Annotated in this window: 12 protein-coding genes; all 12 read left to right on the top strand. The window is 45.5% G+C overall.

Going from position 1 to position 11982, the window contains the following annotated elements; translation table 11 throughout:
* Positions 1–189 precede the first annotated feature (189 nt).
* Complete coding sequence (locus tag EJE49_RS06245; protein WP_124949543.1) at positions 190–3057, top strand: molybdopterin oxidoreductase family protein; 2868 nt, start codon at positions 190–192, stop codon at positions 3055–3057.
* A gap of 33 nt (positions 3058–3090) precedes the next feature.
* A complete protein-coding gene (locus EJE49_RS06240) occupies positions 3091–3786 on the top strand; it encodes a 4Fe-4S dicluster domain-containing protein (RefSeq protein WP_124949542.1) in 696 nt (231 codons plus the stop codon).
* A gap of 46 nt (positions 3787–3832) precedes the next feature.
* Complete coding sequence (locus EJE49_RS06235) at positions 3833–4768, top strand: dimethyl sulfoxide reductase anchor subunit family protein (protein ID WP_124949541.1); 936 nt, start codon at positions 3833–3835, stop codon at positions 4766–4768.
* A gap of 73 nt (positions 4769–4841) precedes the next feature.
* Entirely contained in the window at positions 4842–5162 is a 321-nt protein-coding gene (locus EJE49_RS06230) for a rhodanese-like domain-containing protein (protein WP_124949540.1), read from the top strand.
* A gap of 58 nt (positions 5163–5220) precedes the next feature.
* On the top strand, positions 5221–5448 hold the full coding sequence (locus EJE49_RS06225; protein ID WP_124949539.1) for a sulfurtransferase TusA family protein: 228 nt from the start codon (positions 5221–5223) through the stop codon (positions 5446–5448).
* A gap of 65 nt (positions 5449–5513) precedes the next feature.
* Entirely contained in the window at positions 5514–6023 is a 510-nt protein-coding gene (gene dsrE2 / locus EJE49_RS06220) for a sulfur carrier protein DsrE2 (protein ID WP_124949538.1), read from the top strand.
* Positions 6024–6264: 241 nt separating this feature from the next.
* Positions 6265–6948, top strand: coding sequence for a 4Fe-4S dicluster domain-containing protein (locus EJE49_RS06215; protein WP_223246771.1), 684 nt, complete (start codon positions 6265–6267; stop codon positions 6946–6948).
* Positions 6949–6991: 43 nt separating this feature from the next.
* On the top strand, positions 6992–8338 hold the full coding sequence (locus EJE49_RS06210) for a heterodisulfide reductase-related iron-sulfur binding cluster (RefSeq protein ID WP_124949537.1): 1347 nt from the start codon (positions 6992–6994) through the stop codon (positions 8336–8338).
* 1 nt (position 8339) lies between these two features.
* Positions 8340–9389 (top strand): CoB--CoM heterodisulfide reductase iron-sulfur subunit A family protein, encoded by a 1050-nt coding sequence (locus tag EJE49_RS06205; RefSeq protein ID WP_124949536.1) that lies wholly within the window; start codon positions 8340–8342, stop codon positions 9387–9389.
* Positions 9364–10236, top strand: coding sequence for a hypothetical protein (locus EJE49_RS06200; protein ID WP_124949535.1), 873 nt, complete (start codon positions 9364–9366; stop codon positions 10234–10236). Before EJE49_RS06205 ends, EJE49_RS06200 begins: the two co-directional genes overlap by 26 nt.
* A 71-nt stretch (positions 10237–10307) precedes the next feature.
* Entirely contained in the window at positions 10308–11078 is a 771-nt protein-coding gene (locus EJE49_RS14490) for a 4Fe-4S dicluster domain-containing protein (RefSeq protein ID WP_124949534.1), read from the top strand.
* Positions 11071–11982, top strand: coding sequence for a CoB--CoM heterodisulfide reductase iron-sulfur subunit B family protein (locus EJE49_RS06190; protein WP_124949533.1), 912 nt, complete (start codon positions 11071–11073; stop codon positions 11980–11982). Before EJE49_RS14490 ends, EJE49_RS06190 begins: the two co-directional genes overlap by 8 nt.

Genomic DNA, 11982 nt, shown 5'->3' with positions numbered 1-11982 from the left:
AATGGAAATACAAACTGCCAAAACTTTATCATGGAAAGAGTGGGGCGTAAACAGTTGAGGTGCGCGGTGCCTTGCTCACAATATTATTTATACCCCTATTAAAGATTATAGTTTGCGTTAAGTGGGGCGATTGAGCGAAAATGGAAAGCTCAGGTTATTGTCCACTTTCTCACAGAAGTCGCTATCCCAATGAATGCAATCGTAAAAATCGAAAATCACGACAAGCAGGAAATTAAATTCACTACTTGTTACATGTGCGCTTGTCGCTGCGGCATTAAAGTAACCTTGGAAGAAGATAAGGTCAGGTTTATTCAAGGTAACCGTAACCACCCGACAAACCAGGGTGTGCTGTGCGCCAAAGGTTCGGCCGGTATTATGAAGCAGTACTCTGCCGCCAAGCTGCGTAAACCGTTGATGCGCAAGCCTGGTTCCGAACGCGGAGAGGGTGAGTTTGTCGAGATTGAGTGGGATCAGGCGCTTGATATGCTGTCGGATCGTTTGTCCGAGATTCGTGCGACCAATCCATCCAAGCTGGCATTCTTTACAGGTCGCGACCAGATGCAGGCGTTGACAGGTTTGTGGGCGCAACAGTTTGGCACGGTGAACTGGGCAGCTCATGGCGGCTTCTGTTCGGTTAATATGGCGGCGGCGGGATTGTATTCCATCGGATTTTCTTTCTGGGAATTTGGTGCGCCAGATTGGGATTACGCGAAATACTTCATTATGTGGGGTGTAGCAGAAGACCATTCATCCAATCCAATTAAAATTGGTCTGGAAAAGCTCAAGCGTCATGGCGGTAAATTCGTATCGGTGAATCCGGTACGTACCGGATATTCGGCTATTGCCGATGAATGGATACCGATTAAACCGGGTATGGACGGCCTGCTGGCGTTGTCCGTTGTCCACGTCCTGCTTTCACGTGAACTGTTCGACTGGGATTTCCTGATTCGTTACACGAATACAGCGTGGCTGGTTGTTGATACCCCGGGTCAAAAAGGCCATGGCCTGTTCCTGCGGGATGAACAGGGTAATCCGCTGGTATGGGATATCGAGAAAGAGACCTTCGTAAACGGTCTGGCGAAAGATGTTGCGCCGGCATTGTTTGGTGACTTTGTTGCGCCGGATGGTCGTCCGGTTAGAACCGTGATGAGTTTGACTGCCGAGCGTTATCTGGATGATCGCTATGCGCCGGAAAATGTTGCGCAAGAATGTGGCGTGCCGGCGGAAACGATAGAGCGCATGGCTTTAGAAATGGCGCATGTGGCATTCAAGGAAACGGTTGAGCTGGATATCGAATGGACCGATAGCTGGGGTCGCAAGCACGACAAAGTGATTGGACGTCCAGTGTCCATGTATGCGATGCGTGGTATTGCGGCGCACTCTAATGGTTTCCATGCTTGTCGCGCTGTGCATTTGATCCAGATGTTGCTGGGAGCGCTGGATGGTCCGGGTAATTTCCGTGCTCGCGCACCTTATCCGAAACCAATTCCGCCGCATCAGTTACCGGAAAATAATATAGATGTGATTAATGCGCCGAACACGCCGTTGTCACGTACGCCGTTAGGTTTCCCTACGCGCCCTGAAGATCTGGTGATCGATGCTGATGGTAAACCGTTACGTATCGATAAGGCTTACTCATGGGAAATACCGATTGCATCGCATGGTCTGATGCATATGGTTATTACCAACGCGACCAATCATGACCCGTATCCAATAGATACGTTATTGTTGTTCATGTCTAACATGGCTTGGAATTCGACGATGAATACCAAAAATGTGCAGGATATGTTGCGCGAGAAGGATCCGGCCAAGCCTGATCAGCATAAAATTCCATTCCTGGTAGTGGTGGATGCTTTTCATTCCGAAATGGTTAACTTCGCGGATCTGGTGTTGCCGGATACGACTTATCTGGAGCGGCACGATACGATTTCGCTGTTGGATAGACCGATTTCCGAGCCGGATGCAGCCGCGGATGCAATCCGCTATCCATTGATTAAGCTGGACCGTGATGTGCGCCCATGGCAAGAAGTGATGGTGGAATTGGCATCACGCATGAAATTCCCTGCGTTTACCAACGAAGACGGTACGCGCAAATTCAAGGATTACCCTGATTTTATCGTGAATTACGAACGTGCACCTGGCATTGGATTCCTGGCAGGTTGGCGTGGTAAGAATGGCGAAAAATCGTTGAAGGGTGAGCCAAACCCTAAACAGTGGGAAAAATACATCGAGAACGAATCGTTCTTTGCACACCATTGGCCGGATAGTCAGAAATACAATCGGTTCGCTAACAAAGAGTATCTGGATATTGCTGCAGAGGTGGGTTTTGTTGGGAAATCCGAACCAATTATCATGCAGATTTATTCTGAGCCATTGCAGAAATTCCGTTTGGCTGGACAGGGCTTGTATGACGGGCCGCAGCCGACAAATCCGGTAGATCGCGAGCGTTTGGCTACATACTTTGATCCGTTGCCGATGTGGTACAAGCCGCTTGAGCAATCCAGGGTTGATGAGAAAGAGTATCCGTTCTTTGCGCTGACACAGCGTCCTATGCTGATGTACCACTCATGGGATTCGCAGAATGTGTGGCTGCGTCAGATTTTGGCGCAAAACTTCATGTACATGAACCGCGGACAAGCCGGGCGTATGGGATTGAAGGATGATGACTGGATCTGGGTTGAGTCGCATAACGGCAAAATCCGTTGCCAGTTGCGGACTATGGAAGGTACGCAAGAAAACACGATTTGGACCTGGAATGCGATAGGCAAACAAGGCGGTGCGTGGGGCTTGAAGCCGGATGCATCGGAGGCTAAAAAAGGCTTCCTGCTTAACCATTTGATTTCCGAGTTGTTGCCAGCTAAGCAAGGTGAGCGACGGATTACTAACTCGGACCCAGTAACTGGTCAGGCTGCGTGGTTTGACTTGCGGGTTAAAGTATACAAAGCAGCTGAGGGGGAAGAAGGTAGCTGGCCTGAGTTCCCTGTATTGAAACCATTGCCGTGGGATGATGGTGAGCGTCCGGATGTGTTGCGCTATAGCACACGCACTGACGACTAATGCTGTTATCACATTGACTTTAGGAAGAAATAAATGAGATTAGGTTTAGTGATCGATTTGGATGTGTGTGTGGGTTGCCATGCTTGCGCCATTGCCTGTAAAGAGTGGAATGCATCGGGTACAACTGCACCGTTGACTGATTATCAGCCGTATGGTGCTGAACCATCCGGTGTCTGGTTTAACCGGATACGCAGCTATGAAGTAGGTGATTATCCGAATAATAAAACGATTAATTTTCCAATGTCCTGTATGCATTGTGAAGATGCAGATTGCGTCACTGTCTGTCCTACTGGCGCATCATACAAGCGTGCAGAAGACGGAATTGTTCTGGTTGATCAGACTAAGTGCATGGGTTGTAATTACTGCTCCTGGGCTTGTCCGTACGGTGCGCGAGAATTAGATCGTGAATCCGGCACCATGAAGAAATGTACGCTGTGTATCGATCGTATCTATGACACGGTGATGCCGGTAGAGGAGCGTCAGCCTGCCTGTGTCTTAACCTGCCCTGCGCATGCCCGCATGTTTGGCGATATGGATGATGCCAATTCAGCAGTGAGTGTGGTTATCCGTGAGCGCGGCGGTTATCAATTGATGCCGGAGTTGGGGTATAACCCAACTAACCATTACCTTCCAGTCCGTAAGGCGACGCCTATATCCACTGATAATATGGGTAAGATTGGATTTAAGGACAGGCTTAAGGGTATCGCAAATAAAATCGTCAAGCGCTAGTCTGTCAGCACTTTTGAAGTGAATTTAATTATTAGGGAGTAAAAGAATGCATCCCGCATTTTCGGTCATATTCTTCACGGTAAGTTCAGGGGCGGGCTTTGGTCTGTTCGCGCTATTGGTGCTAGCTGACTTGCTGGGTATGGGTGGTGGTCTGTCAACGGATCAAAAAATGACGGCAGGCGTAGTCGCATTGTTTTTGATTTCAGCTGGCTTGTCATCATCTGTATTCCATTTGGCAAATCCAAAAAATGCTTGGCGCGCCGTGACGCGTTATCGCACGTCCTGGTTGTCTAGGGAAGGGGTGTTTGCAATAGCGTTTTTCCCATTTGCAATAGCCTATTTAGGGTTAACCTGGCTAAGCTGGGATGATTATAATTGGTTAAAAGTGTTAATGGGTATTGTTGCTGCAGTGATTGCATGGATAACTATATTCAGTACGGGAATGATTTACGCCTGTCTGAAGACTATACGTCAGTGGAATTCGCCGTTAGTCCCTGCGAATTATCTGGCGTTGGGTCATTTTCTAGGGGCGTTGCTGCTCTTGGCTGTTGCAAGCAGTGGTGGTGTTGCGCTTGATGGGTATGTAACGCTAGCAATAGTGTGGCTGGTAGCGGCGGCAGCTTTAAAGGCGATATATTATTTCTGGATAGCGAATCCTGGCGCAACTTCAACAATCAAAACTGCAACCGGATTTACGAGAGGGACAGTGCGCTTGCTAGATACCGGTCATACGCATGGCACGTTCCTGACGCAAGAATTCGGATTCTCAATTGCGCGTAAATTCTCACTGATATTGAAGATGTTTGTTTTTATCGCTGCCTTTGTCATTCCAGCGGTTCTACTGTTGACTGCACAGGCATCGCAGGACGGTCTTTATTTGGTAACGGTCGTGGCAATACTGGGTGTGGTGGCAGAGCGATGGTTGTTTTTCGCCGAGGCTCGCCACGTAGTAAATTTGTATCATGGCGCTCAGCACACATAAATATTAAAGAAAACTATTTGCATCGTTTGATCATTTTGGTATATTAGTAAACTTTAATAAATTTGAGGCACTTATGTACGGTTTTAAAGAAGTTGATGTGCAGGGTTTGGAAGATATAAAAGCAAACTCAGGTTGCATGTTAATTGATGTGCGTACTGATGCTGAAGTTTCTCGAGGCGGTATTGAGGGTGCGGTGCATATCCCCTTGCACCTGTTGCCGTTGAAGGCGCAAGACTTGCCTCAAGACCAGCCGGTTGTATTTTACTGTCAATCTGGAGGTCGCTCAGCGCAGGCTTGTGCATTTGTTGCATCAAAAGGAATAAGTGAAGTTTATAATTTGCAAGGCGGCATTATGGGATGGATTCGTTCCGGAAAGCCGCTTTCCTCTATTTGATTCATTGGTAGTCGAGTATTAAGTAAGATTTATATTTTTTAAACTGAAGGAGATGGGAATGAATTTCGATAAAGAATTAGATGCTAAAGGTTTAAACTGCCCGTTGCCAATTTTGCGCTGCAAAAAAAGCCTGGCTGATATGACGACTGGTCAAGTGCTGAAGATCGTTGCAACTGACCCAGGTGCAATCAAGGATTTCGAAGCATTTGCTAAGCAAACCGGTAATGAATTGTTGTCCTCCGCTCAAGCGGGTGGTGAATTTACTTTCTTCATGAAGAAGAAATAATAAATTTATTTGATCGTTAGATGAAGTTTGATATTTAACGATCAGCATAAAAAGAGGGGTAAGGCATGGATCAAAAGAAACTTGCAATCATCGCAACTAAGGGAACGCTAGACTGGGCGTATCCTCCATTTATTCTTGCGTCTACAGCAGCTGCTTTAGACTATTCGGTGGAGATATTTTTTACGTTCTACGGTTTGCAGTTGGTTCGCAAAGATTTGTCCGTGTTAAAGGTTAGCCCGCTGGGCAACCCAGGGATGCCAATGAAAATGCCGTTTGGCCCAAAATGGTTTCGTGGAATTAACTGGAATGTCCCAAATGCAATTCAGGCTATAGTGCCGGGTTATGAATCATTGGCAACGGTGCTGATGAAGCAAACCATTGCTAACAACGGTGTGGCTACAATTGCAGATTTGCGTATGATGTGTCAAGAAGCGGATGTTAAATTCCTGGCCTGCCAAATGACGGTAGAGTTGTTCGGATTTGAGCATAGTGACTTTATAGATGGCATTGATTATGTAGGTGCAGCTTCGTTCTTCTCGTTTGCAGGTGATTCAGATATTTGCTTATATCTGTAATTAAGTAAGTAGAATTAAAGGTAGTGAGGTCGGGGACAAAATTCCCGACTTGTTGCCAAAGCGGTTTGGTAAATCAACTGAGCTGTCAAATAACTAGCTGCTGTAGCAGCCTAGTATCTAATATTTAGCCATTTCTATTAAGAAGTGGTATTATTTTCGTCTTGTTATTTTGAACGTCTGGACTGCGCTGACGTAGATTCCAGTCTTTAATGTTACGGCATGATTAATCGAGAGGTGCATAATGGCAACTTACGCTGAAATGCGCGAGATTTATGATGATATTCGTAGTGACTTTCGCTACGATCATGAATTAAACGGGTGTTTAAATTGTGGTATTTGTACTGCGACGTGCCCATCGGCACAGTTTTATGACTACAGCCCACGTGAAATTGTTCAGTTGTTATGGACAGAGAACGTAGAGCAAATTTACGACGCAATGCAAGAAAAAATTTGGGCTTGTGCCCAATGTATGACTTGCGCAGCGCGCTGTCCGTTTAAAAACTCACCTGGTGGATTGGTGATGATCATGCGTGAGGTATCAATCAAGCATGGTATGCAATCAGCTAAGGATGTGTTGCGCCCGTTTGGTCGCGTTATGTTGAAGTTGATTACAACTGGTAACCAGTTGTCACCAGATATGATTCAGCCGGATCACTTTCCGGACTGGGGTCCTAATATTCAGAAGGTTGAAGGCGATCTTAAGACATTGCGTAAGGCAATTCCTGTTCGCACCTTGCAAACTACTGATACTGCGTGGGAAGTATCATTAAAAACTTCAGTTGAGATGTACACTATCTGGGAAATGACCGGTGTATTGTCTTCATTAGAAGCCATGGATGAAAACCTGTTTGACGTTATCGAAGATTTTATCGACGAAAAGCGCGAAGAGTATGAAGAGTGGTTGGAAGAGCAAGAAGACGACTGATCGTTTACATCGATTCTGTAATTAATTTATCAGGAGATCCATCATGAGCAATATTGCGAATGGAAGTGAAAATGAAGGGATTGCTGGACACGGTTCGTTCTTTCAGCAAACCAACTTGTCTGGTGCAGAAGCTGCTAAGGCAACTGAATGGGTGCGCAAGCACGTCGACAAACGCACAGTAGATTTGGGTGAGCGGATGGATGACATCCGTGATCACATGTGGGAATTGGAAAAAGATGGGCAGATTATTGTTCATCGTATTACCGATGATCATAAACCTGTGGATGTACAAACTTTATTTGGCTGGAATAAGAAAATTCCTACCACACAGTTGTGGCATCACAAATCTTGCGGTCAGTGCGGTAATATTCCAGGTTATCCAACCTCGATTTTGTGGTTCATGAATAACTTTGGTTATGTTCCAGGCAAGGATTACCTTGATGAAACAGATCAAACATCATGCACCGCATGGAATTACCACGGCTCCGGTATTGGTAACGTTGAATCGCTGGCTGCTGTATTTATGCGCAATTTCCATCAAGCGTATATCTCCGGTAAGCAGCATGGATTTGAAGCGGGTCACTTCTTCCCGTTGGTTCATTGTGGAACGTCTTTCGGTAACTATAAAGAAATTCGTAAATACCTCGTTGAATCTGCAGAGTTGCGTGAGCGTGTAACCAAGATTCTGGGCAAGCTGGGTCGTCTGGTTGATGGTAAATTAGTTATTCCTGAAGAGATTATTCATTACTCCGAATGGGTTCACGTTGTGCGTAATCGCATTGCGTCTGAATTGCAAACTGTAGATGTGTCCAATATACGTGTCACTATGCACGCTGCTTGTCACTACTACAAGATGGTTCATGAAGATGCAATCTACGACCCGGAAATTCTGGGTGGTAATCGCACTGCCGTAGGTAGTTCAATGGCCTTGGCGCTGGGTGCTCAGGTAATTGACTATTCAACATGGTATGACTGCTGTGGATTCGGCTTCCGTCATATTATCTCTGAGCGTGAGTTCACCCGCTCATTCACTATGGATCGCAAAATCCGTGTAGTGCGTGAAGAGGCAAATGCTGATGTGATGCTGGGTATTGATACTGGTTGTATTACCACCATGGATAAAAACCAGTGGATTGGTAAAGCGCACGACAACGATTTTTCTGTGCCTATCATGGCTGATGTGCAGTTTGCTGCATTGGCATGTGGAGCAGATCCATTCAAGATTGTTCAGTTGCAATGGCATGCATCACCATGCGAAGAATTGGTTGAAAAAATGGGTATTTCCTGGACTGAAGCCAAGAAGACATTTGAAGCCTATTTGAAAGAAGTAGAAGCAGGAAACATCGAGTATTTATATAACCCTGAGCTGGCATTAGGAGGCCGTCAATAAAATGTCTGATACCGTTTTAGTAGTGGGCGCAGGCCCGACTGGTTTGTCTGCTGCGGCAGGTGTGGCATCCATCGGCAAAAAAGTAATTTTAGTCGAAAAAGAAGCTGTTCTTGGTGGAGCGCCAATCTTATCTGGCTATGCCAAATTAGTTCCGTCCGGTGAATGGGCTAAAGATGCCATTGGCCGTATGGTTAAGCGGGTGGAAGATAATGCCAACGTGACTATTCACAAATCAACTAAAGTAGTTAAGGTTGAAGGTGAGGCAGGTAATTTCACAGTGACTTTGTCAAACGGACAAACAGCTAATGTTGCAAGCATTATTCTGGGAACTGGTTTTACCCACTTTGACTCTATCAATAAGCCTGAATGGGGTTTTGGTACTCATGAAGACGTTTTAACAACGACTCAAATGGAACAGATGGTTTCGAGTGGCAAGATTGCATGCCCTTCAAATGGTCGCGTGCCTGAGCGTGTTGCTATTCTGTTGTGTGTGGGTTCACGTGATCGTCAAATCGGTCGTGAATGGTGCTCAAAGATTTGCTGTACCGTTTCAACTAATCTCGCGATGGAAATCAAGGAAATCTCGCCTACAACTGAAGTGTTCATTTATTACATGGACATTCGCACTTTCGGATTGTACGAAGATAAATTCTATTGGAAGTCACAAGAAGAGTTCAAGACCAAGTTCGTTAAAGCGCGTATTGCAGAAGTTACAAAATCTGCAGATGGCCGTTTGCTGGTAAAGGGCGAAGATACATTAGTTAAGCGTCCTATCGTTATCCCTATGGATATCGTAGTTCATGCCATTGGTATGGATCCTAGTGAAGAAAATCCAGAACTTTCCAAAATCTTTGGAATTGGCTTGGAAAAGCATGGTTTCGTCGATAAGGGTGAGCAGTACACTAGCACCTTCAGCAGCACAAGACGTGGTATCTATGTAGGTGGTGCAGCACTGGGCCCTGAAGATATTGATACCAGCATTTCACATGGCTTGGCCATGGCTATGCGTGCTGTGGGTGATATGAATGCTTTGGTTCAAAAAGCAGCCTAATAGCGCAGTAGCAGAAAGTGAGGCGGATTTAATTATTCCGGCTGAGCTTTCTCTACCGCTAGATGAGCGACAATTTCAGCAAAGATTTTCGGCTTTAAAGCATATTGCTGAAGAGGATGCTGGAATTGAAGCTTTCTTGGCTAGTTTAGAAGCTAAGCATAAGCTATTTTCAAGTTTGCTAAATCAAGAAGTAATTGATCAGCTAACTATGGAGAACGTTGAAGTTCTGCTTGAAACTGTATTCTCAGCAAGGCGTAGGGTATACCCTGCATTTAGCAAAATGGGAATAGAGGCAACAACGGCAGCGATACGAGAATTGCTCTATGGTAAGGCGAACTTACTTGATCGGTTAAATAGTTTCTCCGAAGTAATCGGAATAGACGAAGAGGCTGATAAAGCGGCGAGAAAATTAGCTGCCAAAAATCGCAGAGCTGCATTTGATTTCGGTGCGGAAATATTGCACTTTAATGACCCAATTAAATATCCTTTGATGACACGCTGGGTCTGGGATCAAAATACAGTAAGCGGTGCACTTAGGGAGTTCATTCGAGGGAACGATCATTTACCTGATGTTCCATTGGGTAATAGCCCGGAAATGTTTGAAGGTGCACGTACTTGGCTTGCTGCACAACTGGCTGAGCAAGGGCTCTATAAAGACGTCCATTTTTGGGTAGATCTGGTAGAGGCTCAGGCATATGCAGAGTACTTTCGCTCAATGGCGGAAGGCATGTTAAGCGCAGATTTTGGCCGTGCAAGTGGACCAGCTGATCATATCAAGAAATTTCTTGGGATAGATGCCCCAGCTAAAGAAGGTTTGTCTAGAGTAAGACGCGAAGTTGAGGTTTGACGGCGTTCTGGCTTATTGTGACGGCAAGTAAATTACTTGCTTGGTTTTGAAGGATTTTAGGAGAAGCTTCAATGGCAATTCATGAAAAAACACTGATTGACCCGGATCGGCTCATTACTAGCGATACCTTGGTTGTTGATGGCGTTGACGTGTCGGGTCACTGGAATACCATGATACTGCCGCGCACATTGAAAGAATATGATGATGGATTTGAAACCCACATCAAAACTTTCGAAGGTGCTGAAAACGTTCATCGTTGCTGGCAATGTGGTTCGTGCACCAACTCGTGCACCATGTACGCACAAAATACGGATTTTAATCCACGCTACTGGATCTATCTGACCCGTCTGGGTTTGAAAGATGAAATTCTGAAAGATAAGGATATTATCTGGCAGTGTGTTTCGTGCAATAAGTGTACAAATATATGTCCAAAAGATGTGCGCCCTGAGGGAGTTATGAAGGCGCTTGCACACTGGATCGAAGCTGAAGGCTATGGTGAGAAGTCCAAATCAACAATATTTGATGAAGAATTTGCTCGTCAATGTTTGGAGCGTGGTCGCATCGAAGATTCTGAAGTGATGACCAACTTCTACAAAAATACCAACCAAGATATTAAGGAAATGGCATTAAATGGCTGGTTGGGTATTTTTGTTGCGCGTATGAACAAGTGGACCGAATTGCGTAAGGGTAATGTGTTCAAGTTCCTGACACGCACTCCTATTATGCATTCGTTGCATATGGGCTGGTCTATGGTATTCAAGCCTAAGACTAAGTCATGGGGTCGTACAGGTGAAGTTCTGAGTCAATACGTGAAAGAGCAGAAGGAGTTATCACATGGCTAAAGTAGCCTATTATCCAGGATGCGCACTGGAAGGTTCAGGCGGTCCTTATGATCGCTCAACCCGTGCTTTGGTTAAGAGTCTTGGCATGGAAATGGAAACAGTGCATGACTGGAACTGCTGCGGTGCAATGGAAGTTAAAAACATTCACCCTATGCTGCAGACCTATATGTCAGCACGTGTCATGGCAATTGCAAGCGAGCAAATGGGTTATGACACCGTTATGGCACCATGCAATGGCTGTTACCACAACCTGAAAAAAGCTGAATATGAACTTGCAACCTCTAAAGATTCTTTGGATACGTTGCAAGGTTTGGCCAAAAAATCGGATGATCCTGTTTACAAGGGTGATGTACGTACAGTGCACTTGCTCGAATGGCTGATGGAAGATTTAGGTGCTGATGGTATTAAGCAAAAGATATCAAAGAGCTTGAACGGTATCAAAATTGCAAACTACTATGGTTGCATGTACACACGTCCACGCCAGATTTTTCCCGAAAAAGATCAAGGGCCAGGTAGCGAGTCTAGCTATAAGCCGCATTTTATGGATGATTTGCTTGGCGCAGCCGGCGCAGTCAATGTTGATTTCCCATTGAAAACAGCTTGCTGTGGTGGTGCACATACTTTGTCTGATGCTGATACATCAACCCAATTGGTTCTGAATATCATTCAGGCTGCTGAAGATGCTGGTGCAGAAGTGATTGCAACTGAGTGTCCAACATGCCATTCTGGTTTGGAAATGCACCAGGTGCGGGCCGAGACTGAGTTTGGTATTAAAACCAATGTGAAAATACTGTATTTCACACAACTGCTTGGCTTAGCAATGGGCTTGTCAGCTCGTAAGCTGGGTGTTCATGAAAACGTCAGCGACTCATTAGACTTTTTGCATGAAAAAGGCGTAGTTTAA

The sequence above is a fragment of the Sulfuriferula thiophila genome (genome assembly GCF_003864975.1).
Lineage (GTDB): Bacteria > Pseudomonadota > Gammaproteobacteria > Burkholderiales > Sulfuriferulaceae > Sulfuriferula > Sulfuriferula thiophila.
The sequence above is the reverse complement of the archived record's forward strand: the minus strand, read 5'-3'. Positions and strand labels throughout refer to the sequence as shown.

Bases quoted from the DNA above. Each gene is read 5' to 3' on its own strand.
- EJE49_RS06230 (WP_124949540.1), top strand. From the start codon at position 4,842: ATGTACGGTTTTAAAGAAGTTGATGTGCAGGGTTTGGAAGATATAAAA.
- EJE49_RS14490 (WP_124949534.1), top strand. From the start codon at position 10,308: ATGGCAATTCATGAAAAAACACTGATTGACCCGGATCGGCTCATTACT.
- EJE49_RS06215 (WP_223246771.1), top strand. From the start codon at position 6,265: ATGGCAACTTACGCTGAAATGCGCGAGATTTATGATGATATTCGTAGT.
- EJE49_RS06240 (WP_124949542.1), top strand. From the start codon at position 3,091: ATGAGATTAGGTTTAGTGATCGATTTGGATGTGTGTGTGGGTTGCCAT.
- EJE49_RS06190 (WP_124949533.1), top strand. From the start codon at position 11,071: ATGGCTAAAGTAGCCTATTATCCAGGATGCGCACTGGAAGGTTCAGGC.
- EJE49_RS06210 (WP_124949537.1), top strand. From the start codon at position 6,992: ATGAGCAATATTGCGAATGGAAGTGAAAATGAAGGGATTGCTGGACAC.
- EJE49_RS06235 (WP_124949541.1), top strand. From the start codon at position 3,833: ATGCATCCCGCATTTTCGGTCATATTCTTCACGGTAAGTTCAGGGGCG.
- EJE49_RS06245 (WP_124949543.1), top strand. From the start codon at position 190: ATGAATGCAATCGTAAAAATCGAAAATCACGACAAGCAGGAAATTAAA.
- EJE49_RS06225 (WP_124949539.1), top strand. From the start codon at position 5,221: ATGAATTTCGATAAAGAATTAGATGCTAAAGGTTTAAACTGCCCGTTG.
- EJE49_RS06200 (WP_124949535.1), top strand. From the start codon at position 9,364: ATGCTTTGGTTCAAAAAGCAGCCTAATAGCGCAGTAGCAGAAAGTGAG.
- dsrE2 (WP_124949538.1), top strand. From the start codon at position 5,514: ATGGATCAAAAGAAACTTGCAATCATCGCAACTAAGGGAACGCTAGAC.
- EJE49_RS06205 (WP_124949536.1), top strand. From the start codon at position 8,340: ATGTCTGATACCGTTTTAGTAGTGGGCGCAGGCCCGACTGGTTTGTCT.